Annotated in this window: 27 protein-coding genes; 7 read left to right on the top strand and 20 right to left on the bottom strand. The window is 52.0% G+C overall.

Features of this window, described 5'->3' with window-relative positions:
- Nucleotides 1-18: 18 nt before the first annotated feature.
- The 7 genes from pstB to sodA form a co-directional block, all read right to left on the bottom strand.
- The gene (gene pstB, locus GS3922_RS03870) at nucleotides 19-858 is read right to left on the bottom strand and encodes a phosphate ABC transporter ATP-binding protein PstB (RefSeq protein ID WP_063165267.1); all 840 of its coding nucleotides are present in this window, start codon (nucleotides 856-858) and stop codon (nucleotides 19-21) included.
- A 38-nt stretch (nucleotides 859-896) separates the two neighbouring features.
- Nucleotides 897-1,778, bottom strand: a complete 882-nt coding sequence (gene pstA, locus GS3922_RS03865) for a phosphate ABC transporter permease PstA (protein ID WP_063167302.1) — start codon at nucleotides 1,776-1,778, stop codon at nucleotides 897-899.
- 5 nt (nucleotides 1,779-1,783) lie between these two features.
- On the bottom strand, nucleotides 1,784-2,737 hold the full coding sequence (gene pstC, locus GS3922_RS03860) for a phosphate ABC transporter permease subunit PstC (RefSeq protein WP_063165266.1): 954 nt from the start codon (nucleotides 2,735-2,737) through the stop codon (nucleotides 1,784-1,786).
- 85 nt (nucleotides 2,738-2,822) lie between these two features.
- Nucleotides 2,823-3,788 carry a PstS family phosphate ABC transporter substrate-binding protein gene (locus GS3922_RS03855; RefSeq protein ID WP_063165265.1) on the bottom strand — a complete coding sequence of 322 codons (966 nt, stop codon included), beginning with the start codon at nucleotides 3,786-3,788 and terminating at the stop codon, nucleotides 2,823-2,825.
- A gap of 298 nt (nucleotides 3,789-4,086) precedes the next feature.
- Nucleotides 4,087-6,183: a peptidoglycan D,D-transpeptidase FtsI family protein gene (locus tag GS3922_RS03850; protein ID WP_063165264.1), complete on the bottom strand. Its 2,097-nt coding sequence runs from the start codon at nucleotides 6,181-6,183 to the stop codon at nucleotides 4,087-4,089.
- Between the two features lie 76 nt (nucleotides 6,184-6,259).
- Nucleotides 6,260-7,552 carry an MFS transporter gene (locus GS3922_RS03845; protein WP_063165263.1) on the bottom strand — a complete coding sequence of 431 codons (1,293 nt, stop codon included), beginning with the start codon at nucleotides 7,550-7,552 and terminating at the stop codon, nucleotides 6,260-6,262.
- Nucleotides 7,553-7,672: 120 nt separating this feature from the next.
- A complete protein-coding gene (sodA, locus tag GS3922_RS03840) occupies nucleotides 7,673-8,287 on the bottom strand; it encodes a superoxide dismutase SodA (protein ID WP_063165262.1) in 615 nt (204 codons plus the stop codon).
- A 190-nt stretch (nucleotides 8,288-8,477) separates the two neighbouring features.
- On the opposite strand from sodA, the gene GS3922_RS03835 reads away from it, so the two are divergent.
- Nucleotides 8,478-9,254, top strand: coding sequence for a DUF1189 domain-containing protein (locus GS3922_RS03835; protein ID WP_063167301.1), 777 nt, complete (start codon nucleotides 8,478-8,480; stop codon nucleotides 9,252-9,254).
- A 25-nt stretch (nucleotides 9,255-9,279) separates the two neighbouring features.
- Here GS3922_RS03835 and GS3922_RS03830 read toward each other — a convergent pair whose 3' ends face one another.
- Complete coding sequence (locus tag GS3922_RS03830) at nucleotides 9,280-10,953, bottom strand: methyl-accepting chemotaxis protein (protein ID WP_063165261.1); 1,674 nt, start codon at nucleotides 10,951-10,953, stop codon at nucleotides 9,280-9,282.
- Between the two features lie 136 nt (nucleotides 10,954-11,089).
- Between GS3922_RS03830 and GS3922_RS03825 the strand changes: the two genes are divergently transcribed.
- Together GS3922_RS03825 and ispG are read left to right on the top strand one after the other, a co-directional pair.
- Nucleotides 11,090-11,401, top strand: a complete 312-nt coding sequence (locus tag GS3922_RS03825; RefSeq protein WP_063165260.1) for a LysM peptidoglycan-binding domain-containing protein — start codon at nucleotides 11,090-11,092, stop codon at nucleotides 11,399-11,401.
- Nucleotides 11,402-11,484: 83 nt separating this feature from the next.
- Nucleotides 11,485-12,609 carry a flavodoxin-dependent (E)-4-hydroxy-3-methylbut-2-enyl-diphosphate synthase gene (ispG, locus tag GS3922_RS03820; RefSeq protein ID WP_063165259.1) on the top strand — a complete coding sequence of 375 codons (1,125 nt, stop codon included), beginning with the start codon at nucleotides 11,485-11,487 and terminating at the stop codon, nucleotides 12,607-12,609.
- A gap of 66 nt (nucleotides 12,610-12,675) precedes the next feature.
- On the opposite strand, the gene GS3922_RS03815 is transcribed toward ispG, so the two are convergent.
- Nucleotides 12,676-13,023 carry a hypothetical protein gene (locus GS3922_RS03815; RefSeq protein ID WP_063165258.1) on the bottom strand — a complete coding sequence of 116 codons (348 nt, stop codon included), beginning with the start codon at nucleotides 13,021-13,023 and terminating at the stop codon, nucleotides 12,676-12,678.
- Between the two features lie 98 nt (nucleotides 13,024-13,121).
- Between GS3922_RS03815 and GS3922_RS03810 the strand changes: the two genes are divergently transcribed.
- On the top strand, nucleotides 13,122-13,691 hold the full coding sequence (locus GS3922_RS03810) for a hypothetical protein (RefSeq protein ID WP_063165257.1): 570 nt from the start codon (nucleotides 13,122-13,124) through the stop codon (nucleotides 13,689-13,691).
- 14 nt (nucleotides 13,692-13,705) lie between these two features.
- Here the strand turns inward: GS3922_RS03810 and GS3922_RS03805 are convergent, their stop codons facing one another.
- The 4 genes from GS3922_RS03805 to GS3922_RS03790 form a co-directional block, all read right to left on the bottom strand.
- Complete coding sequence (locus GS3922_RS03805; protein ID WP_063165256.1) at nucleotides 13,706-14,131, bottom strand: Fur family transcriptional regulator; 426 nt, start codon at nucleotides 14,129-14,131, stop codon at nucleotides 13,706-13,708.
- 2 nt (nucleotides 14,132-14,133) lie between these two features.
- Nucleotides 14,134-14,967, bottom strand: a complete 834-nt coding sequence (locus tag GS3922_RS03800; protein ID WP_063165255.1) for a metal ABC transporter permease — start codon at nucleotides 14,965-14,967, stop codon at nucleotides 14,134-14,136.
- 39 nt (nucleotides 14,968-15,006) lie between these two features.
- Nucleotides 15,007-15,762, bottom strand: coding sequence for a metal ABC transporter ATP-binding protein (locus GS3922_RS03795; RefSeq protein WP_063165254.1), 756 nt, complete (start codon nucleotides 15,760-15,762; stop codon nucleotides 15,007-15,009).
- Between the two features lie 82 nt (nucleotides 15,763-15,844).
- On the bottom strand, nucleotides 15,845-16,726 hold the full coding sequence (locus GS3922_RS03790; RefSeq protein WP_082816523.1) for a YitT family protein: 882 nt from the start codon (nucleotides 16,724-16,726) through the stop codon (nucleotides 15,845-15,847).
- A 98-nt stretch (nucleotides 16,727-16,824) separates the two neighbouring features.
- Here GS3922_RS03790 and GS3922_RS03785 point away from each other — a divergent pair, with 98 nt between their 5' ends.
- On the top strand, nucleotides 16,825-17,085 hold the full coding sequence (locus GS3922_RS03785) for a DUF2624 domain-containing protein (protein ID WP_063165253.1): 261 nt from the start codon (nucleotides 16,825-16,827) through the stop codon (nucleotides 17,083-17,085).
- Nucleotides 17,086-17,106: 21 nt separating this feature from the next.
- On the opposite strand, the gene GS3922_RS03780 is transcribed toward GS3922_RS03785, so the two are convergent.
- On the bottom strand, nucleotides 17,107-18,006 hold the full coding sequence (locus GS3922_RS03780) for a deoxyribonuclease IV (protein WP_063165252.1): 900 nt from the start codon (nucleotides 18,004-18,006) through the stop codon (nucleotides 17,107-17,109).
- Between the two features lie 37 nt (nucleotides 18,007-18,043).
- A complete protein-coding gene (locus tag GS3922_RS03775; protein ID WP_063165251.1) occupies nucleotides 18,044-19,354 on the bottom strand; it encodes a DEAD/DEAH box helicase in 1,311 nt (436 codons plus the stop codon).
- Between the two features lie 172 nt (nucleotides 19,355-19,526).
- Here GS3922_RS03775 and vrrA point away from each other — a divergent pair, with 172 nt between their 5' ends.
- Both vrrA and GS3922_RS03765 read left to right on the top strand, forming a co-directional pair.
- Complete coding sequence (vrrA, locus tag GS3922_RS03770) at nucleotides 19,527-20,066, top strand: VrrA/YqfQ family protein (RefSeq protein ID WP_063165250.1); 540 nt, start codon at nucleotides 19,527-19,529, stop codon at nucleotides 20,064-20,066.
- Between the two features lie 120 nt (nucleotides 20,067-20,186).
- Nucleotides 20,187-21,137, top strand: coding sequence for a 4-hydroxy-3-methylbut-2-enyl diphosphate reductase (locus tag GS3922_RS03765; protein ID WP_063165249.1), 951 nt, complete (start codon nucleotides 20,187-20,189; stop codon nucleotides 21,135-21,137).
- A gap of 78 nt (nucleotides 21,138-21,215) precedes the next feature.
- On the opposite strand, the gene GS3922_RS03760 is transcribed toward GS3922_RS03765, so the two are convergent.
- The 5 genes from GS3922_RS03760 to rpoD all read right to left on the bottom strand — a co-directional run bounded on the left by GS3922_RS03760 (nucleotide 21,216) and on the right by rpoD (nucleotide 25,407).
- Nucleotides 21,216-22,337: a Nif3-like dinuclear metal center hexameric protein gene (locus GS3922_RS03760; RefSeq protein ID WP_063165248.1), complete on the bottom strand. Its 1,122-nt coding sequence runs from the start codon at nucleotides 22,335-22,337 to the stop codon at nucleotides 21,216-21,218.
- Complete coding sequence (locus GS3922_RS03755) at nucleotides 22,334-23,038, bottom strand: tRNA (adenine(22)-N(1))-methyltransferase (RefSeq protein WP_063167299.1); 705 nt, start codon at nucleotides 23,036-23,038, stop codon at nucleotides 22,334-22,336. Before GS3922_RS03755 ends, GS3922_RS03760 begins: the two co-directional genes overlap by 4 nt.
- A 175-nt stretch (nucleotides 23,039-23,213) precedes the next feature.
- The gene (cccA, locus tag GS3922_RS03750; protein WP_063165247.1) at nucleotides 23,214-23,576 is read right to left on the bottom strand and encodes a cytochrome c550; all 363 of its coding nucleotides are present in this window, start codon (nucleotides 23,574-23,576) and stop codon (nucleotides 23,214-23,216) included.
- 108 nt (nucleotides 23,577-23,684) lie between these two features.
- Nucleotides 23,685-24,200 (bottom strand): hypothetical protein, encoded by a 516-nt coding sequence (locus tag GS3922_RS03745; protein ID WP_063165246.1) that lies wholly within the window; start codon nucleotides 24,198-24,200, stop codon nucleotides 23,685-23,687.
- Between the two features lie 79 nt (nucleotides 24,201-24,279).
- Nucleotides 24,280-25,407: an RNA polymerase sigma factor RpoD gene (gene rpoD, locus GS3922_RS03740; protein WP_063165245.1), complete on the bottom strand. Its 1,128-nt coding sequence runs from the start codon at nucleotides 25,405-25,407 to the stop codon at nucleotides 24,280-24,282.
- Between the last annotated feature and the right edge of the window lie 11 nt (nucleotides 25,408-25,418).

Here is a 25,418-nt window from a genome sequence, read left to right as displayed (position 1 = left end):
GCTCGCCTCCTTTGTTTTTTATCCGAAACGGCCCGTAATGTAATCTTCTGTACGCCGATCGGCAGGATTTGAAAACAGTTTGTTCGTCTCTGCGTATTCAATCACTTCCCCGTTCAAGAAAAACGCTGTTTTGTCCGAAATGCGCGCCGCCTGCTGCATGTTATGGGTCACAATAATGATGCTGTATTGTTTTTTCAATTCTTGGATGAGCTCTTCAATTTTCAGCGTCGAAATCGGGTCGAGCGCCGAGGTCGGCTCATCCATTAAGATGACATCCGGCTCGATGGCTAAACAGCGGGCAATGCACAAGCGCTGCTGCTGCCCTCCGGATAAGCCGTAAGCATGATCGCGAAGCCGGTCTTTCACCTCATCCCAAAGCGCCGCCCCGCGCAAACTTTTTTCGACAATTTCGTCGAGCACTTTTTTGTTGCGGATGCCATGAATGCGGGGACCGTAAGCAATATTGTCGTAAATCGATTTCGGAAACGGGTTCGGCTTTTGGAATACCATCCCGACTTGTGTGCGCAGCTGTTCAACCGGATAGGACGGATCAAAAATGTTGCGCCCGCGGTAGGCCAGCTGGCCGGCAATGCGGACATTCGGCACGAGTTCGACCATTCGGTTCAACGTCTTAATATAAGTCGATTTTCCGCATCCCGACGGTCCGATAATCGCTGTCACTTCATTTTCGTAAATCGTTAAATGAATATGTTTTAACGCATGGTGCTCCCCGTACCATAAGTTTAAATCGTTTGTCTCATACACGACGCCTTTCGCTGCACCGTCCTCAGCTGCCGACGCCGCCGACGACTTAACAGCCAGTGTCGACGTTGCCTCTTTTGTTTTGGTTGCCATCATTTTATCGGTCTCCTTTCGCTCATTGTCCGGTCATGAAGTTAAAATCGCTTTTGAAACTTATTACGAATCAACACCGCGACCGAATTCATCACGATTAAAAAGACGAGCAGAACGACAATTCCTGCGGCCGCCACATGTTGGAACTCCTCCTGCGGCCGTCCTGTCCAGTTATAAATTTGCAGCGGCATAACGGTAAACGTATCGAACACGCCGCTCGGCAAGTAGGCGATAAACGTTGGAATGCCGAGCACCACGAGCGGAGCGGTCTCCCCGACGGCGCGGGAGAGCGCCAAGATCGCCCCCGTTAACATCCCCGGCAGCGCCGCCGGCAGCACAACCCGGCAAACCGTTTGCCATTTCGTCGCCCCCATGGCATACGACGCTTCTCGCAACTGCTGAGGAACGGCACGAATCGCTTCTTGGGCCGCGACGACGATCACCGGAAGAACGAGCAAGCTCATGGTCAATCCAGCTGCAAGCACGCTGCGCCCGAGCCCGAGCTCACGGACGAAAATCGTCAACCCGAGCAAGCCAAACACGATCGACGGTACACCGGCCAGATTGGAAATATTCGTTTGAATAAAAGCGGTGAAACGGTTTTTGCGCGCGTATTCTTCCAAATAAATGGCCGTCCCGACCCCCAAAACAAACGAAACCGGTGCGACGATTGCCATCAGCCAGAGGGAGCCGACCAATCCGGATTTGATCCCAGCCTCTTCCGGCCGGCGCGAAGGAAAGCTGTTTAAAAAGTCGCCATCCAGCCAGCCGATCGCCTGCATAATAACACGGGATAATAACAGCATAAGAGCAATCAGTCCAAAAACGGTCGCAAAAAAGAAGATGGCTTGCAGGATGGTGTTTTGCGCCAGCCTTCCTTTCATTCGCTTCCAAACGAGCGGTTTGTCCATTTTGTTTTCCATCGTTTTCAATACTCCTCCCTAAACCGGCGGGAAATGTATTGCGCCAATATATTCATAAGCAATGTAAAAACAAACAGCGTCATCCCGACAGCATAAATGCTGTAGTAAATCGTCGTCCCGTAACCGGCGTCGCCCGTTGTCACTTGGACGATATAGGCAGTTAATGTTTGAATCGATTTCGTCACATCAAATGTAAATTCCGGCGATGATCCGCCAGCCACCGCGACGATCATCGTTTCACCAACCGCCCGGGAAATGCCTAAAATAAATGAAGCGATCACTCCAGAAGCAGCGGCGGGAAGCACGACCTTAAGCGCCACTTCAAGCTTTGTGGCGCCAAGGGCAAGAGCGCCTTCGCGAATCGAGTTCGGCACCGCGCTCATCGCGTCTTCTGACAGCGAGGCGATCATCGGAATGATCATAATCCCCATCACGAGCCCCGGGCTGAGCGCATTAAAAATCTCTAAATCCGGAATAACCTTTTGCAATAACGGCGTCACGATCGTCAACGCAAAAAATCCGTAAACGATCGTCGGAATGCCGGCAAGCACTTCGAGCGCCGGCTTGATGATTCGGCGCGTCCGCTCCGACGCATACTCGCTCAAATAAATAGCCGAAGCGAGTCCAACCGGAACAGCCAAAAGCATAGCGATACCGGTCGTCAGCAGCGTGCCGGTCACAAGCGGAGCGACGCCGAACGATCCATGCTCCTCATTCCACGGAAGCCACTCTTTGCTCGTGACAAACTCAACAATCGATACACGGCGGAAAAATTCGATCGTCTCAAAAAGAAGAGTAAACAAAATGCCGAGCGTTACGAGCACGGAGAGCGCCGCCAATGTAAAGAGAAACTTCGGCGCGAGCTTTTCCATCCTTTTCGGCCAATGTTGCCGCGTTTGGTTTTCGGCAATCATCTCCCGCACCGATAACTGCTGTTCTTTCTTCGTTGGAATCCCCATAAAACGAAAACTCCTTTCCGACATATTCCAGCCGCAGTCACAAGTCTAGGCCGACGGACATCCCTTGTCGCCGGCCTGACGAAACCTATTTCAATCCTTTCAACGTTTCAAGCTGTTCTTTATACTTTTCCTCCGGCAGGCGGACGTAACCAACTTCTTCCGCCAAGTCCCCGGCTGTTTCCATCAAGAATTCCATGTAGTCATACACTTGCGGTTTTTCTTTCAGCGATTTGACGTTCACATACGTAAACAGCGGACGCGAAAGCGGAGTGTATTTTCCTGTTTCAATCGTCTCGTTCGTCGGCTCGACCGGACCGTTGCCACCATCGATCGGAACCACTTTCAGCTTATCTTTATTTTCCAAGTAATACGCATAGCCGAAGTAGCCGATCGCGTATTGATCTCCTTCAACCCCACGAACGAGAATATTGTCGTCTTCCGCAAGTTGAGCCGTTTTGACCAGTTCTTTTCCTTCCAAAATCACTTCATCAAAGTAGTCATACGTCCCGGAATCATGACCCGGCGAGAAAAACTTAATTTCCTCATCCGGCCATCCTGGGCGGATGTCCGACCATTTTTTCACCGTGCCATCTTCCGTCCACATTTTTTTCAGCTCATCGACCGTCAAGTAGTCAACCCAGTCGTTTTCTTTGTTGACAACGACAGAAAGGCCATCATAAGCGAGTTGAAATTCTTGGAATTCAATGCCGTTGGCAGCGGCCGCTTGTTTCTCTTCCTCTTTGATCGGACGGGAAGCGTTCGAAAAATCCGTTTCCCCTTTCGTGAACTTTTCAAATCCACCGCCCGTTCCCGACATACCGACGGACACTTTCACGTTCGGCTGTTCAGCCATGTATTCTTCAGCGGCTGCCTCCGCAATCGGATAGACGGTCGAGGAGCCATCCATGATCACTTCGCCCGACAGTTCGTTCGCTGCGGACTCACCGTTGGCGTCATTTTCCTCTGCTCCGTTGCCTCCGCCACAGGCAGCAGCGATTACCATCACCCCGCTGAGCACCCCGGATAACATGAGCCGTTTCCACTTGTTCATCGTTTTTCCCCCTGCCCATTTCGTTTTCTCCTTACATGTCCTATCATAAATGGCGGCTATTAACGAGGTTTAAACGGAATGTTAAGATTGTGTAAACATTCCGACCGCGTTACTGTCCGGCTCGGACAAATGGTACCTAATTAAATCTTTATCTTTTGTATGAAAAATAGGAATGAAATTGACCGCACGCACAAGTTAAATAGCGAATTGGATGTATTTATTATTCGCTTATTCACCTTTGTTTTATTCAATAAAAAGGCTGATTCAACAGGGAAACCGCCTGTCGAATCAGCCCAGTTTATTGTTGCTCATTTGTTTCTGAAGCCGCCTTCTCTCCATTGGCCCTCTTTACTTTCAATTCAAAATACGCATCTAAAATGCGGCGGCCGATGCGGTTGTTAATGCCATCACTTTCCCCTTGCGTCGCCCACGGGACGACGACCGCAAACGATACTTGCGGATCGTTATACGGCGCATAGCCGACGAGCGTCAAATTGTACGTCGGATCGTTGCGCCGGCTTTGGATCGGTCCGTCATAAAACGCTTCGGCCGTCCCTGTTTTGCCGGCCGGCTTGTACGGGGCATTGGCGAAATACGAATACGCCGTCCCCCCCGGCTCTTGCATGACGCGGCGGAATCCTTCCTGCACCCGTTGAATATACTCAGTTTTCATATCGACGCGGTTTAAAACAACCGGCTCAAACCGCCGAATGATCCGGCCAGGCTCTTTTCCGTCAACGGACGGCTCGCGGATTTCTTTGACCAAAAGCGGCTTCATCCGGTAGCCACCGTTAGCGATCGTCGAAACGTATTGCGCCAGCTGCATCGGCGTATACATATCGTACTGGCCGATCGCCAAGTCAAGCAGAAATCCTGGCAGCTTGCTTTGCCCTTGAAAACCGCCCAATTCGTTCGGCAAGTCGATGCCGGTTTTCACACCCAATCCGAATTGGCTGAAATAATGGCGCATTGTCGTAAACGCGGCCGGATTGATGTCAAGCGGCTGATGCGGGCGATACACGCCGCCGCCGATGGCGATCGCCGTTTTAAACATATAGACGTTCGACGATTGTTTCAGAGCGGTCAGCTCGTTAATGGTCCCCATCGTTTTCCATGATTTTTTTTCAGGAGTTCGGTAGATATAAAGCGGCTCATCCTTAATATACGTATTCGGATAGAGCACGCCCGTTTGAAAGCCGGTGAGAACGGTCGCGCCTTTTACCGCCGACCCCATCGCGTAAGCTGATGTGATGTTGCCGATAGCAAAATCGACAAATTTGCCGTCTTGAAGAAGTTTGCCGGCCATCGCCAACACTTCGCCCGTTTTGGGATTCATCATGACGACGAACGCCCGATCCAAGAGCGGGGAGCGGCCTTTGCGCTTCGTGGCCAAAATCTCCTGCTCAATAATTTGCTCGACTTGTTGCTGCAGCTCGGCATCGATCGTCAACACGAGGTCTTTGCCGCGCTCGCCCGGATACACTTGCTCAACCGAGACGACGTTGCCTGATTTGTCCACGATGTTTTTTACTTTCGCCTTTTTGCCGTGGAGCACTTCTTCATACTGCATCTCCAAATAACTTTTGCCGACGCGGTCGTTGCGGCTGTAGTCGCGGGCTAAAAAGTGGTCGAGCCGCTCGCGCGGGACGCCCTCATCTTCTTCCGTCACGCTCCCGAGCACAGAGCGGAACGTGTTGTCATAGACGTATTTCCGGTCCCAATCAACGGTCGTGTTGACACCGGGCAACTCGCTTAAGTGTTCGCTGACGACCGCATATTCGCGGTCAGTCACCCCTTTGCTTTTCACCGTCTGCGGCGTCAGCGCATAGCCGCTTTCCATCTCACGCTTAATGGCAATCACTTCAAGCTCTGCCGGCGAAATTTGCGCCAAGTCCTTCTCTGTAATGCGGTCGAGCGTCCACTCATATACTTTTTTGTCAATTTCTTTTTGCGTCAAGCCTTGATCAGCGAGCGTTTTCCGTTCTCGTTCGCTCACTTTCCTTTTCGCCTCGTCCGGGCGCGTCAAAATCCAATAGTCTTTCATATCGCGCTCGGTCACTTTTTTTTCAGCATCCGGAATATCAATATATTGAGCGAGCTTCCTTGCCACTTCCAATATTTCTTCTGGTTGAGTCGTTTTTGAGCGCGTATACGTAATCGCCTTTTGTGGTGTATTGTCGACGACCACTTGGCCAAACCGGTCGAAAATTTTGCCGCGCGGCACCGGCGTGCTGACCACTTCATCCTGCGTCCGTTCCACTTCGCGGCGATAGTCCTCCCCGTACACAATTTGCACGACGCCCAAGCGCAAAATAAGCACTGAAAACAACAAAAAGACAAAGAAAAACAAAATGTTTAACCGGATCGGCACTTGCGCCCGCTTCTTCCGTTTCATCCCCCGTTCCTCCTTTCCCTCCCCCTATTGTAAAAGAAAAAAGCAGGCAAGGCTAGGGAAAAACATGGACAACTTTTTACACCGATGGGCCGCCCCGTTCACCGGCCAGCTTCGTCCGAAACAAGAGCGTCTCCGGCCGGTCCCGCTCCGGGCGTCCATCCGTGAAACGAATGCGGCGGACGAACCAGTAAATCACTAGATGTCCAGCCCCGCATACAAACATGAGCATACGAATGCCCATCTTTTCCCCAAACAGTGTCACCGCCGCCAAAAAGGCTAAAATCGATGCCATCCGCCCGGCGTTTAAAAACAGCTCGCGGACGACAATATACTCCACGCGCGCCTCTGCCGATTTCCAGCTTCTCCCGATTACATCAAACGTTAATGAGGAGTACGGAACGAGCAAAATCGGGTAAGCGACGGCGATCGTGACGGCATAAACAATCAAACGGGGGTAAGACGGCTGAAAGACGATGAGAAAAATGGCCGCATAGAGCAACAGTCCGCCCAATAAAATGGCTTTCATCCGATACTCCTGCCTCATCAGACGGGAAACGGCATAGTAGGCGACAAACGATGTAAAGGAATTGACGAGCCCGTACTTGCCGAGCGCCCATTCACTGTTTGAGGTGACATACACCAACACCGAAATGACAAACACAAACGACCCTTCACGCAGTCCTTGAAAAAAATGAGCGTTCGTAATCAACCGCCAATTCTCATTTTGGTTCCGTTCCTTTAAAATGCGAAGAAATAAGTATTTTCCCGCCGCTGTACGGCGCTTGAGAAAGAAGCTGAGCAGCACGGCGACAAGAAACAAGCCAAGCGACAGCGAGAAAACGAGCGTATACCCTTTTAGGCCGGCGAGCGACGAAATCATATAGCCGGCGACAATCGGTCCGATCATGCCGGCTGACGATGTGAGCACTCCGAAAAAACCGTTAAAAAAGTCGCGCGTCTCCGGTTCGGTAATTTCAAATGTCAGCACGTTAAAAGCGAGCCAGTAAAAACCGTAGCCGACGCCGAGCAGCGCGCCGAGAACGAGCAAATATTGATGGGCTCGCGGACCGACGAACAAAACAGCGACAAAAAAAACGGCTAAACACGACACCCCGAGCCGCAGGATGAGAATGCGGTCAATCTGTTTCGCCAGCCGGCCGGCGAATAGAAACGTCAGCGGCTGCATGGTGACGACCGCCAAATTATACAGCGCCAAGTCGCGAAAGTCACCGGTCTGTTTCCATAAATAAATGTTGACAAACGTATTGGACAGCGAGACAGCAAGCGCATAAAACCCGCCGATGCAAAGAAGCAGCAGCAAATCGCGATCCACCCGTTCTTGGCCAGTCAATTTTTCGAATAATGACATCGTAAACTCCCCTTTTCATCTATCCGGTAGTGTAGCCATTTCCGCTGCCGCTATGCACCTTTCGGCCAATGAAAAAAAACGGGGCGGATCACTTGCCCCGTTTTTTCGTTATAGATTTACTTATTTTGCTTTTGCTTCACTGTATCGTTTCGCGACTTCATCCCAGTTGACGACGTTCCAGAACGCCGCAATGTATTCCGGACGGCGGTTTTGGTATTTCAAGTAGTACGCATGCTCCCAAACGTCCAAGCCAAGGATCGGCGTTTTGCCTTCCATGATTGGCGAGTCTTGGTTCGGCGTGCTCGTAATTTCCAGCTCGCCGTTGTTGACGACAAGCCACGCCCAGCCGGAGCCGAAACGGCCAGCGGCTGCTTTCGAAAACTCGTCTTTAAACGCCGCAAAGCTGCCGAATTTTTGGTTGATCGCTTCAGCCAGCTCACCTGTCGGTTCGCCGCCGCCGTTTGGCGATAAAATCGTCCAGAAGAGCGAATGGTTCGCATGGCCGCCGCCGTTGTTGCGCACTGCGGTGCGAATGCTTTCCGGAAGGACTTCCAAATTGCTGAGCAACTCTTCCAACGACTTGTTTTGCAAATCAGCATGCCCTTCAAGCGCCGCATTTAAGTTCGTCACGTATGTGTTATGGTGCTTCGTGTGGTGGATGTTCATCGTTTCTTTGTCGATATGCGGCTCGAGCGCATCGTACGCATACGGCAATGCCGGCAGTTCAAATGGCATACAAATCTCCTCCTTTTGTTCGTAATATGTAATGCGGACGCAAAGCTGTCCGTGTAAAATTAGCTTACCAAAATTTCCACAATGTTTCAATGAATTTGCCTGTCCACCAATGAACAGGAAACGATCACAGTTGAATTCGCCTGTTCCGGCATATACAATGGAAATGGAGAAAAAGAAAGGTGTGGCCATGATGAATGTATTCGTCCAACTATGGAAAAGCCTATATTCCCCCAAAGACATCGCCCGTTTTCGATTTCAAGGAATTGGAAAAACAATTGGCTATTTGTTTTTGCTGACGCTTTTATCCGTTCTCCCAACTTTTTACTATGCTTCAACGTCGCTAGCTGAGAGCATTCGCACGACAAGCGCTTTGTTGCGTAACGACCTCCCGCCCTTTTCGATTGAAAACGGCGAGCTTCGCTCAGAAGCGGCTGAACCGATTCATATTGACCAAGGTGGATTTACGATCGTTTTTGACAGCACGGGTAAGGTGACGAGACGGGAAGTAGAACGGTTGCCGAATGCCATCGCCTTGTTGAAACATGAGGCTGTGCTCGTCGCCGGCTATCAGGCGCAGCACTACAGCTATGCCACGTTTCCAGACGTAACCATCACTGATGAGGACGTGCGCGTGTTTATTGCCAGCTTGCAGTCGCTTCTCCCGGTTCTTATTCCGCTTTTCGGGCTTGTTTTATATGTGCTCGCTTGCGCGGGGAAATTCGTCAGCGTTTGCTTACTCGCTTTCTTTGGCCTCATGTTTGCCGGCATGTTAGACAAAAAGCTTCGCTACCGTCATACATGGATCATGTCGGCTTATGCGATTACGCTGTCGACGGTCTTTTTTGCTTTAATGGAAACAGTCCAAACGATCGTGCCGTATAGCACCTTTATCCATTGGTTCGTTTCGCTCGCCGTCCTTTTCTTAGCAGCCAAAGAAGTCCCTGCAGCCGTCCAACGCAATGACTAGCCGCCAAGAAGCCTTGGTGGCTTTTTTATCCGCTCATTTCAAACCGTTCAACACGTTTCCTCAGCGTTTGGCCGAGCTCAATGATTTCGAACCCGATCGCATGCATCGTGTTCATTTCCATTGTTTGCGTACGAGAAGAATACAGCATTTGTTCGGCGCTTGCCAACGTTTGTTGGGCCGTTGATACGAACGAAACCGTCGCCTGCTCCATGGCCGGAATCGATTGGGCCAGCTCAGCCATGCTTCGCTTCATTTTTTCAATATTCTCTGTAACAACAGCAATCTCGTTTAGCAGTTCATCAAGAGCGGTTTTGGATCGATACGATGTCTGTATGTAGGCAGAAAAACGCCCTGAAACGTCAGTGCATTGCTTAGAAGCTTTTATAATCACTTCCACCATCTCCGTCATTGTTTTGGCAACCGATTCAGCTGCTTTCCCGGACTGTTCTGCTAATGATCTCACTTCCTTGGCCACCACAGCAAACCCTTTTCCAGCCTCTCCCGCTCTTGCCGCCTCAATCGTCGCGTTCAAAGAAAGACATTTCGTTTGCTCAGCGATCTCACGAATGACTTGCACGACCGTGACGACCGATGATGAGTAATTCTCGACCTCTCTTACCGCTTCCGCCATTTTGGCAAATTCCTGTTCAAGCTCCTGAACCAACTGAGTCATTTGTTTCGTTTGTCTCCCTCCCTCAAGGGCAGCTGTATTCATATAGTGCGAGCTTTCCTCGATCATTTCCATCTGTTTCGTGACCTGCATAATGTCTTCTTTCATTTGTTGAAAAAAAGCAATCGTTAAATCGGAGGAAGAAGCGGTTTCTTCAGCTCCCCGCTTGACAATTCCAATCGATTCCATCAATTTCTCGTTGCTTTGCATCGTTTTTTTAGACACTGTTTTTAATTGTTCCCCTTTATCCGCCAACTGTTCCGTTGTAACGCATATGTGATACATCATCTCCCTCATGTTTTGAACCATCTGTTGAAAACTACCAACCAATGATTGGATTTCCCGCGTTTGGGAAACAATGAGCGGGCTAGGGCTCAAGTCGCCACTAGCTACCTTTTTCATCGCTCCCTGAAGCCGGATGATCGGTGCTGTCAACGTGCGTACAAACGCGACAATCAGGAGCGAAGCAACGCATGCACCGATGAGCGTTGCCGTGAAAATGAAAACAGCCATTTGGTGGATGGCGTTCATGTATGAACTGGTAGGCACCACAATGACGTAAACTCCTTTTAACTCCTGTATGCTTCGATAAACAAGCGTATAATCATTCCCATTTATAACTGTATAGGAAATGCCGTTCTTTTCTTTTTTGATATGTTCGATGAGCGTTTCTGAAAACATAAGACGCGAACGCCGATTGATGTGGAACGGATGGGCCGTTTCAGTAACGAGAAAAAATTCGGCTGGTATTCCGTCCTGCATCAGTTCTGCCTGTTGCTTGCGGACGCTTGTATTCACCCGTTCCATAAAGCGGTTCTGATCTCCTACGTACATAAACAAAAACTGCTGAGCCAATTCATACATCATATCGGTTTCTCGTTGAAGGCGGTGTTCAATTGCCAGCATCGTTTCATGTTTAGCTTTGATATACGATATTACGCCGACTATTCCGACTGTGGCAATCAAAATAGCGATAAACAGAATCATTAGCTGATTTTGCAGACTGATCTTTCCAAATGTCTTTCTCATGGTTGTCCCCCTCTCCATCCCCATTATGTCAATCCAATATTAAGAACATATAAATAGTTTGTTATGTTTTATGGAATTGTTCGCATATTTTGGGCGGACAAGCATACATTTCATAAAAAACGCAATGAGGGGTACAATGAAAAAGTGGTTTTTGTTGCTCGTCGCCTTCCTTGTCGGCTATATCGCGTACGAAGATGTAACCGTCGGAACGCTTCCGGGATCATCAAAGGCACCGGTTGTTCGAGAGAACACAGGCATGCCCTCCTATAAGGTCATCAAAATTAAAGCCGGCGACACACTGTTATCCATTGCCGAACGCGAACAGCAAGGGCCGCTTCCCGTTTCCATTGAGACATTGATTCGCGACTTTGAAAAACTAAATCCAGAAGCAAAAGCGGATGCCCTTCAAATTGGAAAAACATACAAAATTCCGGTGTACGAAAAATAGGCGCGGCGAATTTCTTGTCAATGCCCATCACTATTGATAAACTTAGTGCAGAAAAGCACTCGTTTTTAAAGGAGCGAATTTCCGTGAGTGAAATCATCCATCGTTCAAAAACACGGCCAGTCCGCGTCGGGCCGCTGACGATCGGCGGCAGCAACGAAGTCGTCATCCAAAGCATGACAACGACAAAAACGCACGATGTCGATGCGACGGTGGCCCAAATTCACCGGCTTGAAGAGGCGGGCTGCCAAGTCGTCCGCGTCGCCTGTCCGGACGAACGGGCCGCTGAGGCCATATCGGAAATTAAGAAGCGAATCAACATCCCGCTTGTCGCCGACATCCACTTTGACTATAAATTGGCGTTAAAAGCGATTGAAGGCGGCGTCGATAAAATCCGCATCAACCCGGGCAATATCGGGCGCCGCGAGAAGGTGGAAGCGGTCGTCAAAGCCGCGAAAGAACGCGGCGTGCCGATCCGCATCGGCGTCAACGCCGGGTCGCTTGAGAAACGCATTTTAGAGAAATACGGATATCCGACCGCCGACGGCATGGTCGAGAGCGCCTTGTACCATATCCGCATTTTGGAGGAGCTCGATTTTCACGATATTATCGTTTCGTTAAAAGCGTCCGATGTCCGTCTCGCCATTGAAGCGTATGAAAAAGCGGCGCGCACGTTTGACTACCCGCTTCACGTCGGCATTACCGAAGCCGGGACGCTCTTTTCCGGCACGATTAAAAGCGCGGTCGGACTCGGGGCCATTTTAAGCAAAGGCATCGGCAATACGATCCGCGTTTCCTTAAGCGCCGATCCGGTTGAAGAGGTGAAAGTGGCGCGCGAAATTTTAAAAACGTTCGGGCTCGCCTCCAATGCAGCGACGCTCATTTCCTGCCCGACGTGCGGACGGATTGAGATCGACTTGATCAGCATCGCCAATGAAATCGAGGACTATATCGCCAAAATTAAGGCACCGATCAAAGTCGCCGTGCTCGGCTGCGCCGTCAACGGACCGGGCGAAGCGCGCGAAGCCGATATCGGCATCGCCGGCGCCCGCGGCGAGGGTCTGTTGTTCCGCCACGGCAAAATTGTCCGCAAAGTGCCGGAAGAGCAGATGGTCGAAGAACTGAAGAAAGAAGTCGACAAGCTGGCCGAAGAATATTTTGCAAAACAAAAGGAAAAAGAAGCTGCTCTGAAAGGCGGCGGTCTAGAGTAATCGAAGCGCGGCCGACAGACCAGCACGAAAAAGGGCGTCCCCTGCTTGGGGACACCCTCGCTTTTTCTACGTGTAAAACGGCATAATAAACAAGCGAACGAGAATCGCGATGACGCCGATCCCGATGGCCCACGCCCCGAGCGTTTCCGCTCCGCGCCGGCGCGCGATAAAACCGACAATAATGCCGGCTGCCCCTAACAAAATCGGCCAAATAAACAGGGCGATGATGGACAACGCCAAAGCGAGCCAACCAAGCCCGGCGCCGCCTGCGCGTTCTTCGTCCCGCTCTTCGCGGCGGCGGATCGGCTCAGCGACCTCCGCGGCTGTTTCTTCCATGAAATTGCGTTCTGGTTCCTCTTTTCCGATCGATTGCACGTAACTCTCGTTATACGTGCGCTCGCGGTTGTCTGCCATATGCTTCCCTCGCTTTCCTAAAGTAAGGAGCATTATTAGTATGGGAAACCGACGCCATTTTATCATTGTGAATATTTTCTAAAAGGGGGGATCCGGCGATGAAGCGGCAACGTCTCGGTATTGACATCGACGGCACCGTCACATGTCCAAGCACATTCATTCCATACTTAAACGAGGCATTTGGCAAACCGCTCACATTAGGCGACATTACACAGTACAATTTGGCACCGCTGTACGGGGTAACGGAAGAAGAAATGGACCGTTGGCTCGAAGAAAACGAAGCCGCCATTTATGAGCGCGCTCCGCTTGCCCGCTATGCGCTTGAGGTGATCGACAGCTGGAAAGACAAATACGAGTTGTTTTACATTAGCGCTCGCGGCCGCCATTTGTACGAGCTCACCGAGCGCTGGTTTCGGCGCCATGGCATTCACTACCATCATATCGAACTGACTGGATCACATGATAAAATCGCCGCCGTCCGCCGCTACCAGCTTGCTGCTTTTTTTGAGGATAAATACGACAACGCCTGCGCCATCGGCGAAGAATGCGATATCCCGGTTATTTTATTCGACACGCCGTACAACCAAGGACCGTTGCCCGAGAACGTCATTCGCGTCAAAAGCTGGCTGGAAGCAAAACGGGAAGTGGAGCGGCGTCTACAGTCATAAAAACATCTCCCGCTTTATACCGGGAGATGTTTTTGACATTGCAGACATGTGCCGTAAATTTCAAATTTATGGTCAGCAATTTCATAACCGTCGAGCTCTGGGCCGAGCCTGTCCATCGGGCAAGCATCAATTTCCTTTGTTTTCCCGCACTGGACGCAAATAAAATGGTGGTGATGGCGGCGGGCATCACAGGCAAAGCGGAAATGCTTTTCCCCGGACAGCTCGGTCATCTCTAAAATGCCGAGTGCAGCGAAGAGCGATAAATTGCGGTATACGGTGTCAAAGCTTAAGCCTGGATACGCGGAGCGAAGCGCTTCGAGCACTTCCTTCGCCGTCAAATATTTATCGCGATCGGCAAACAGCTCGAGCATTTGTCTCCGTTTTTCAGTATATTTAAATCCCTTTTCTTTCATCAGCTGCAACGCTTCGCCGATATTCATCATTACCGTCCCCTTTTCCATTTTTTCCATCCTAATACGAGAAGCAAAATGGCGACCGCCAGCACGACGATCGTCCCGCCCGGCGCCCAATCGAGCTCATACGCCGCCAAAAGCCCGGCGATGACCGACAGCTCCCCGAAGAAAATGGAAAATGCGATCGCCTGTTTAAAACTTTTGGCGATGCGAATGCTTGCCGCCACCGGCAACGTCATTAGCGAAGAAACGAGCAACACGCCGACGATGCGCATGGATGCCGCGATGACAAGGGCGACGAGCACAATAAACAAAAAGTGAATGAACTTGGCGCGAACGCCGGAGACGCGGGCGTACTCCTCATCAAATGAAAGGAGAAACAGCTCCTTGTAAAATGCGAAAATGATGGCGGCAGCAATTACAGCGACGGCGAACGCCGCCCAAACGTCGGCGCCGCTTACGGCGCTGACGCTGCCGAACAAATACGAAAACAAATCGGTGTTAAACCCATTAGCGATGGAAATCAAAATAACACTTAAACCAATGCCGGCCGATAAAATAATCGGAATCGCGAGCTCTTCATAGTGGCGGTAAACCGCGCGCAACTTCTCAATGAGCAGCGAACCGGCAACGGAAAAGCCCATCCCGATGTAAAGCGGATTCCATCCGGCGGCCGGCACCGCTGAACCGAGCAGCAGCCCGGCAGCAATGCCAGCAAGCGTCACATGGCTCAGCGCATCAGCGATGAGCGACAGGCGCCGAACAACAATAAACACTCCAAGCAGCGGCGCGGCAAATCCGGTCAAAATGCCGGCCAAAAACGCATTGCGCAAAAATTCATATTGCCAAATGGCTTCCCACACATGTCATTCCTCCACAATCAACCGTTTACGTTCCGCCCGTTAATGTTGGTGGGAGAGAACGTGAAGCGAATGGCCGTAAAACCGTGAAATCTCCTCGTCGCCAAGCCGTTCGAACTCTTTCACGTTTCCGTGGAAATAGAGGCGCTTGTTTAAGCAGGCGATATGGGTTACCCGATCCGTGATCGTCCCAATGTCGTGCGTCACGAGCACAAGCGTCAAGCCGCGGCGGTTCAAATCACCGAGCAGCTCATAAAACTCATGCACATGGCGGGCGTCAACGCCGACGGTCGGCTCGTCTAAAATCAGCAGATCCGGTTTGCTCGCCAAAGCGCGGGCGATAAACACCCGCTGCTGCTGGCCGCCGGACAACTCGCCGATATTGCGCTTCGCCAAGCCGCACAAACCGACCGCCTCCAACGCCGCCTCAACCGCGCGGCGGTCTTCTTTCGTCAGTAGGCGAAACAAACCGCGTTTGGCCGTCAATCCGCTCATCACCACTTCCTCGACGGTCGCCGGGAACCCGCGGTTAAAGCTGTTCGCTTTTTGCGACACAAAGCCGATCCGATGCCATTCACGGAACGACTCGATCGGCTCGCCAAACAGCGAGATGCGGCCGCGGTCCGGTTTTAACAAACCGAGCACGCATTTTAAGAGCGTTGACTTTCCGGAACCATTCGGGCCAACCAGCCCTAAAAACGCTCCTTTTGGCACCGCCAAATTGACATGCTCGAGCACTTCTTCTTTTTCATAGCGAAATGATACATCCTCGACTTGCACGACAAGCCTGTTTTCCATGGCCGTTCTCCCTTGTTAATTCAGAATCGTTACGATTTATACCCATATGCAAGTATAGCCGATCCCTTCCATTTTGTAAACCTCAATGAATCGCCGATTTGAAACGGGCCCCGCGCACTTCATGCGTCGCCATAATGGTAATGAACGCATTCGGGTCGATTTCATTAACGATCGATTTCAGCTTGGTCACTTCCAGACGCGTAACGACAGCATAAATGATTTCTTTTTGCTCGTCCGTATAGCCGCCTTTGCCAAGCAGCTTCGTCGTCCCGCGGCCGAGGCGGTGCAAAATGGCATCAGAAACTTCTTCATAAAAATCAGTGACAATAAAGGCCGCCCGCGTCTCATCGAGCCCTTCAATCACCGCATCGATCGTCTTGGAGGCGATGTAGTACGTCATCACCGAATACATCGCCGGCTCGACCCCAAGCACAAACGCTGCCCAGCCGAAAATAAACACGTTGACAAACATGACGAACTCGCCGACGGAAAACGGAATTTTCTTTGTCAGTAAGAGGCCTAAAATTTCTGTCCCATCCAGCGACCCGCCATGGCGAATAACAAGACCGACACCAAGCCCGAGCGCCAAGCCGCCAAAGACAGTCGCCAAAACCGGCTCGGTCGTCAGCGGGGAAAAATGGTGAAACATCCGTTCGGTGACACCGAGAATAACAACGCCTAAAATCGTTGACAGCATAAACGTTTTGCCGATGTGCTTATAGCCAAAATACATAAACGGGGCGTTTAAGAGGATGACGAGCGTGGCAAAGTTGAGCAGCCGCCATTCGTCTGGAATTAAATAATCCAAAATAAGGGATACACCGATAATGCCGCCATCGATCATTTTATTCGGAACGAGCAGCCGCTCGATGGCAAACGCCGCCAAGGAAGCCCCCATAGCGATCATCAACACCCGGTACAACACGCGCTTCAACGGTTCTTTTTTATGCTGCTTTGGCGTCAAAATCCCACCCTTTCCTTCTTTACTTTCATTTCCATTATACCATACACCCCTTTTCCGTTCACATCATATGATGGAACAGAAACAAGGAGGGGGCTGCCATGAACTTTTACCAACAGATTGTCAAACAAAAGTTAAAAACGATCACCCCGGAACAACTCGTTGCATACAGCCAAGATTACGATTTGCCGATTACGGTCAGCCAGGCGAAAAAAATTCTTCATCTTGCCCGGACGAATGACATTAACATCTTCGACCCCAAAGAGCGGAAAAAATGGGTGCGCGAGCTGGCTAAAATCACTTCGCCGGAGATTGCCAAAAAGGCGAACGAACTGTTTTTAAAATTTGTACAAAAAAAGTAAAAAAGGGCGTTTCGCCCTTTTTCATTGCGCGTCAGCAACAATTTTTTCAAGCAGCTGATCATCGAATGTCTGCGCCCGCAGCATAGCAATTTCATGCTTGTACGGCGGTTTTTTATCATTTTTGTCCTCCCCGACATACGGCGTTTCTAAAATTTTTGGAACGTCTGTCAGCTGCGGGTGATGGACGATGTAGTTCAGCGCATGAAATCCGATATGGCCGAAACCGATGTTTTCGTGGCGGTCTTTTCGGCTGCCGCGCGGATTTTTGCTGTCGTTGATATGCAGCACTTTCAGCCGTTCTAGACCGATGATCCGGTCAAATTCGGCAAGGACGCCGTCAAAATCGTTGACAATATCATAGCCGGCGTCATGCGTATGGCATGTGTCAAAGCAGACGGACAGCTTGTCATTATAGGCGACGCCATCGATAATATACGCCAGTTCTTCAAACGTGCGCCCGCATTCCGATCCTTTTCCGGCCATCGTTTCAAGAGCGATTTCGACCGTCTGTTCGCGCGTCAATACTTCGTTCAGTCCGCGGATGATTTGCCGAAGCCCGGCTTCCGCTCCGGCGCCGACATGGGCGCCCGGGTGCAGCACAAGCTGCTTCGCCCCGATCGCTTCCGTCCGTTCAATTTCGGCGCGCAAAAAATCAACACCAAGCGCGAACGTATCGGGATTTGTCGTGTTGCCGATATTGATAATGTACGGAGCGTGAACGACGATGTCCGCAATGCCGTGCGCCTTCATATGCTCGCGCCCGGCTTCAATATTCAGCTCCTCGATGGCTTTGCGCCTTGTGTTTTGCGGCGCACCGGTGTAAATCATAAACGTGTTCGCCCCGTACGATGCCGCCTCCTCGCTGGCGGCAAGCAGCATTTTTTTGCCGCTCATCGAGACGTGTGAACCAATTTTTAACATGTTCTCCTCTCCCTTTTCCTTCCATTCGCAGCGAAAGCTACGATTTTTTGAAGCGGCTCAGCCGCTTTTTCTTCCTCTCGAGCTCGGCGCGCAGCTTTTTCTTATAGCCCGGCTTGACTTGTTTCGCTTGTTTCAGCTTGGCGACAAGCGGCGCGAGTTCATCTTCCTTCTCACCGGCCCGCTTGCCCCGCCGGTTCCAAGGCGGCAGCTCCTTCCATTCGCCGCGCACGAGATCGCGATGAACAAATGAAACCCCCATTTTTTCCAATCGGGCAATCGCATCTTGGTCGGCCGGCTCGTAAATGGTCGCCGCAATGCCGCTATAGCCGGCGCGTGCTGTCCGCCCGGCGCGGTGAATGTAAAACTGCAAATCATCAGGCAGCTCGTAGTTGATGACATGGCTGACACCTTCGATATCAATGCCACGCGCGGCCAAGTCGGTGGCGACGACGTATTGAAACGCCAAATCAAGGATTTGGCTCATCATCTTTTTGCGCTCGCGCGGCGTCAAATCGCCGTGCAACACGCCGACTTTCAATCCTTGTTCAGCAAGCAGATCAGCGACTTCATCAGCCCTTTTTCTCGTATTCACGAACACAATGGCTAAATACGGATTGTAGCTGACAAGCACATCGTAAAGCAGTTTGACCTTTTCGCGCCCGCGCAGTGGAATAAGCACATGCTCAATGTTTTCATTCGCCGCCTGTTTCGGCTCGACTTGGACGAATGTCGGATTTTCCATATATTTTTTCAAAAACGGCTTCAGCTTTTCCGGAATCGTCGCCGAAAAGACGAGCATTTGCAGCTCTTTCGGCATCCGGGCCGCGATTTGGTCGACGTCAGTGATAAAGCCCATATCAAGCATCAAATCGGCTTCATCGACGACAAGGATGCGCGCCGTGTGCACAGTAAGCGCCTGCTCGCGGATAAAATCATTAATGCGTCCGGGCGTGCCGATGACAAGATGCGGCTGCACATGGAGCTTTTCGAGCGCCTTTTGCTTATCCGTCCCGCCGATGAAACAACGGGCGACGATCATCCGGTCTTTCGGGCAAAATTTCGTGATCTTTAACGTTTCATGGTAAATTTGCGTCGCCAACTCACGCGTCGGCGCTGTGATGACCGCCTGCACCTCCGCGCGCTCCGGGTCGATCTTTTCGATGATCGGCAATAAATAGGCGTGCGTTTTTCCCGTCCCGGTCTGCGACTGGCCGACCATGCTCTCCCCGCGCAGCGCCCTCGGAATGATGCGCTCTTGAATTTCCGTCGGTTTATAAAAACGAAGCGCTTGAATCGCCTCGATCAAAAACGGCTGAAATGGAAAACGGGTAAACTGCGTCTTCGCCATCAACCACCACTCCCTTCTATCTGCGCCCTTTGTTCGCTTCATCATTATAGCGAATGTTCGCGGCCCGTCGCAACTAAAGACGATGGCGATGGAAAAACCTTTCCCGTCCTGCCCGCATATTTTATGAAGGAGGACGATTGTTCATCCGTACGACAGAAAGGAGGCGACTGCCATGAGATACAGCCGTCCCCCGATGATGCCTTCCCCGTTTGCCGGGATGCCGCCCGCTCCGTTCACCCGCATGCCGGCTGGCGCTCCCCGCCCCGGCGGCGCCGGCGGTCTGCTCGCCCGCTTATTTTCGCGCGGACAGCCGCCGGCCGCCGCTCCGACCTCGTGGGGATTGCCGCTGCTGCAAAACGCCGCAGCCAACACCGCCACGACAGCGAACACAAGCGGCGGATTCATCGGCATGTTAAATAACGTGCAAAAAATGCTCGGCATCGCGCAAAACGTCATGCCTATGGTGCAGCAATATGGCCCGCTCATTCGCAACCTGCCGGCCATGATCCGCATTTTTCGCGAGCTGAAACCGGCCGATGAAGAAGAGGGGGAAACGAAACCGACAGAAAGCGCACCGGCAAAAGAAACGAAGCAAAAGCCGGCTGCGCAGGCGGCCAAAAAACGCTCCGTTCCACAGGCGAAGCGTGAAACACCGCAAGAAAAACAGACGCCGGTCGCGCCGAGGCCATCAACGCCGAAACTGTATATATAGCCTCTCTCCCGCCCCGGCAATGCCTGCCGTTTAGGGCGGTTATTCTTTGTCTTCTCCCCTTCTCTCCGATATAATGGAAAGTGAAAACCGCCGCGCGGTCGGCGGCAGGGAGGGAAAACGATGGAAGTGATTAAAATTACCCCGCGAGGGTATTGCTACGGGGTGGTCGATGCGATGGTCATCGCCCGCAACGCAGCGTTAGACCCAACGCTACCGCGACCGATTTACATCCTCGGCATGATCGTCCATAATAAACACGTCACGGACGCGTTTGCCGAAGAAGGCATTATTACGCTCGATGGGGAAAATCGGCTTGAGATTTTGGAAAAAATTGATCGGGGCACAGTGATTTTCACCGCCCACGGCGTGTCGCCGGAAGTGAAAAAACGCGCGCTTGAAAAAGGGCTGGTGACGATCGATGCAACCTGTCCGGACGTGACGAAAACGCACCGTCTCATCGAGCAAAAACTCGCTGATGGCTACGATATTATCTATATCGGCAAAAAAGGGCATCCGGAACCGGAAGGAGCGGTCGGCATCCATCCGGAGCGCATCCATCTCGTCGAAACGCCAGACGATGTGGAGCGGCTTTCACTCACCAACGAACGCCTCATGGTCACAAACCAAACGACGATGAGCCAATGGGATGTGGCTGATATTATGGCGAAAGTAAAAGAAAAATACCCGCATGTCGAAATGCATAAAGAAATTTGCCTCGCGACCCAGCTTCGCCAGGAAGCGGTGGCCGAGCAAGCGAAGGAAGCGGACGTGACAATCGTTGTCGGCGATCCGCGCAGCAACAACTCGAACCGCCTTGCCCAAGTATCGGAAGAAATTGCCGGCACGAAGGCATACCGCATCGCCGATGTAACGGAAATTGATATCAACTGGATTAAAAATGCCAAAAAGGTGGCTGTCACGGCCGGCGCGTCCACTCCGACGCCGATTACGAAAGAAGTGATCGACTTTTTAGAGCAGTTTGATCCGAACGATCCGGCTACGTGGGAGCGGGAGCGGAAAGTGCCGCTGCAAAAAATCTTGCCGAAGGTGAAAACGAAGAAAGAAGAATAACAACCGTTCATCCATGAACAAAGGCTATCCTGAACAAGCGGTTGAACCGCTTGCAGGACAGCCTTTTTCGTTTGCTGTTCATACGAATTGAAACGGATCGGTATCGATGGTTGAAGCGACCACCTCAGCCTCCCACTGCCGCTTCGCGAGCTCGGCGGTTAAATAGCGGGCGACGCCTTGTTTCATCACTTTTTCGACGTTATGGCCGGGATCGATGAGATGAAGGCCGAGCGCTTGAGCGTCATGGGCGGTATGGTAATACACATCCCCGGTCACATACACGTCGGCTCCGGCCAATGCGGCGGCGGCGACAAACTTATTTCCGTCTCCGCCAAGCACAGCGACGGTTTGCACAAGGTCTTCGAGCCGGCCGACGACGCGCACGGCTGGGACAGAAAATGCTGTTTTCACTTGTTCGGCGAAGGCGCGCAGCGTCACCGGCTGCGGCAGCCGGCCGATGCGTCCGAGTCCAAAGCGTCGCCCTTCATTGTCAAGCGGATAGATGTCGTACGCCACTTCCTCGTATGGATGGGCCGCGAGCATCGCTTCGACCACTTGCCGCTCAAGCGAGGCCGGGACGATCGTTTCGATGCGCACTTCCTCCACTTCTTCAAGCCGCCCTTGCTCACCGATAAACGGCTGGGCCCCTTCTTCCGGCAAAAACGTTCCGATGCCGCGGCTGTTGAATGTGCAATGGCTGTAACGGCCGATATGACCGGCGCCAGCATCCCCTACAGCCGCCCGCACCGCCTCCGCGTGGCTTATTGGCACATAGACGACAAGCTTTTTTAGCGCTTCCGTGTATGTCGGCACAAGCACGGCCGTTTCGTTCAAGCCGAGCGCTTCGGCGAGCCAGTCATTCAAGCCGCCAAAAGCGACATCTAAGTTCGTATGAGCGGCGTAGACGGCAATGTCGTGCTTGACGCATGCCGCAATCATCCGCCCGTGCCCGTCATCGGTCGACAACCGCTTTAGCGGACGGTACAGCGGCGGATGGTGAGCGATAATTAAATCGGCTTGTTGATCGATGGCTTCGGCGACGACGTCTTCAAGCACGTCGAGGGCGACCATCACTTTTTTGACCGGCTTGTTCAACGTTCCGATTTGCAGGCCGATCGGGTCCCCGTCCATAGCCAACGGTTTCGGGGCGAGCTGCTCGACAAGCTGAATGACCTCATAGCCGTACGGAATGCGGCTCATGGCAACGCCTCCTCTACCAATTGAACTTTTTTCTCCAGTTCGCGCTTTTTCTCCTGCGCCGCTTCACTTTCTCCCTTTTCTGCCAAATCGGCGATAATCCGCTTCCAATGCCGGAGTTCACGCTGCCATTTTTCGCGAAACACCTCACTGTTTTCTTGACGTAAAAACGGCCCCAAAAGCAGTTCTGCCTCCAAATGGCGATACGGCCGCCGCGCGTCGCCGCGCTCGGCGACAAGCACTTCGTAAATTTGCCCATCCTCTTTCAAAATGCGTTCGGCCACCAGCTCCCATCCGTGGTCAAGGAGCCAGCGGCGGACAAGCTCGGCGCCAATGTTCGGCTGCAAAATGAGCCGTCTTACCCCCGCCAGCTTGTCTTCTCCATCGCCTAAAATGCGGGCAATCAAGGAGCCGCCCATGCCGGCGATCGTGATGCAATCCGCTTCCCCCGGAGCGATGACAGCCAGCCCATCTCCTTTGCGCACGGAAATGAGGTGGGAAAGTCCGGCCTTTTCCACTTGCTGCCGTGCTGAGCGGAGCGGCCCGTCCGCCACTTCACCGGCGATGGCTTTGGCCGCATAGCCGCGCAGGCAGGCATAGCAAGGCAAATAGGCGTGATCGGAACCGATATCAGCGAGCACCGCCCCTTTCGGGATGAAGGAAGCGACCGTTTCGAGCCGCTTTGATAGGTGAAATTCGTTCATAATCCGACAACGGCGCAGCCAACCTTCTCCAAGCTGCTGTGCGAAGGCGGCCCGCATTTCCCTCCTTTCTTTTTCCAATTTTGTGCACTTTGATGGCATAAATGGAACGCTCTCTCCTAGTTCGAGATGATAAAACATCCCTTCGCCAAAGGCAAAGGGACGTCAATCATCGTTATTATTTTAAGCCGGCCAGCCATTTCGTCATCGCGTCGAGGTTTTCGGCTGGTACAAGCCCGCCCGGCATGCCGCCGCGTCCGTTTTGCAGGACATCTTTGATTTGGTCCGCCGATAACCGTTCGCCAACTCCTTTTAATGCCGGACCCATGCCGCCTTCATAATTTTGTCCGTGACAGCTGATGCACGTTTGTTGGTAAAACTGCTCCGGATTAAATTCAGCAGCCTGCTCCGTTTTTTCGCCGCCTTTTTTTTCTTCGGCCATCTCTTTCGCATCGCCTAGCCCTTTAAACGACAAGACGAACGTCAGCACAATCCCGAATGCCATAATGATGAAAAACGGGATGAGCGGATTGCGGTTCATCTCTTTTACCTCCCTTATGTATGATAAAGAACGATGCAAACAATTTTATTTTACTGTAAATAGCGGACAAGGAAAAGCCCTAAGTTTCCAAAACAAAAACAACCGGCTTCATCGCCACCAAACAACCGCCGCCATAAGCGCCCCACCGACAACGGCAGAAAGAAAAAAGTAACGGAGGCGAAACAGGCGGCCAATGGCAAGCCAAATGGCACAGTTCGCCAGCACGGTCATTGTGAGCGCACCGGTTTGGCCGGGGAAGTAATGGCTGCTGACAGCAACCGTCTCCACAAGCAACAGCCACGCGCTGCCGATCAGCGGAAAATGAAGGAGCTGCCGCTCTTTCCGCCATCGCCAAACGAGCAAGAGGCACGCGGCCAAAAAAAGGGACAAAAGGAGCGTTTGCAAAACGAATGACAATTCAGTAAAATAAATGGCAAGAGCGGTGGCTGGCAACAATAAACAAAGACCGGCAGCAAGTAAACCGGGATGCGGGCGGCTGCGCGGGCGGCCATCCCCCTCCGTATAGAGGGCAAGCAAAAAATCGCAATATTGCTCCGGCAAAAGGCGCGAACGCTTCCAATATTCAATTTCCCGGATAATCGTTTCCCGTCGTCGCCGATTCATTCGTCAATCACCTTTCATCAGTCAAAGAAAAGAGAAAAAAATAGTTTACTTCCGAGGAAGTAAACTACGAAAAAAGCGGTCATTCCAAAAAGTCTTTCAGCCGTTTGCTGCGGCTCGGATGGCGCAATTTGCGCAACGCCTTGGCTTCGATTTGGCGAATGCGTTCGCGTGTTACGCCGAACACTTTCCCAACCTCTTCTAGCGTCCGTGTCCGGCCGTCGTCGAGTCCAAAGCGAAGGCGGAGCACGTTTTCTTCGCGGTCCGTCAGCGTATCAAGCACATCTTCGAGCTGCTCTTTCAACAGCTCGTAAGCGGCGTGTTCCGACGGCGATGTCGCTTCTTGGTCTTCGATGAAATCGCCAAGATGCGAGTCGTCCTCCTCGCCGATCGGCGTCTCGAGCGACACCGGCTCTTGAGCGATTTTCAAAATTTCTCGCACTTTCTCCGGCGTTAAGTCCATTTCCTCGGCGATTTCTTCCGGCGTTGGTTCGCGGCCGAGGTCTTGGAGCAACTGCCGTTGGACGCGGATCAGTTTGTTGATCGTCTCGACCATATGAACCGGAATGCGGATCGTCCGCGCCTGATCGGCGATCGCCCTTGTGATGGCTTGGCGAATCCACCATGTCGCATACGTGCTGAATTTGTAGCCTTTGCGGTAGTCAAATTTTTCAACCGCTTTGATCAAGCCCATGTTTCCTTCTTGGATCAAATCAAGGAAGAGCATGCCGCGGCCGACATACCGTTTGGCGATGCTGACAACAAGACGGAGGTTCGCTTCTGTCAACCGGCGCTTCGCTTCTTCGTCGCCTTGTTCGATCCGTTTGGCCAGCTCGATTTCCTCTTCCGCTGACAAAAGCGGAACGCGGCCGATTTCTTTTAAGTACATGCGCACCGGGTCATTGATTTTCACGCCGGGAGGAACGGACAAGTCGTTTAGGTCGAACTCTTCCTCCTTCACCAGCTCGTCGATATCCGGGTCGGTCTCGATGTCGGATTCGCTGATCACTTCAATGCCTTGGTCAGCGAGGTATTCGTAATATTCATCCATCTGGTCGGAGTCCAAATCAAAGCCGGAAAGCCGCTCGGCGATTTCCTCGTACGTAAGGATGCCGCGTTTTTTGCCGAGCTCGGCGAGCTGCTCTTTCACTTGCTCAAGCGTATCGCCAGCAGCTTCCGCTTGCTTTGATTGGGCTGGTTTTTCAGCCATTTCATTACCTC

Origin of the sequence: Geobacillus subterraneus, from assembly GCF_001618685.1 — a bacterium.
In the GTDB taxonomy this organism is placed as follows: Bacteria; Bacillota; Bacilli; order Bacillales; family Anoxybacillaceae; genus Geobacillus; species Geobacillus subterraneus.
Note: the sequence above shows the minus strand (reverse complement) of the source record. Positions and strands in the feature narration are given on the sequence as shown.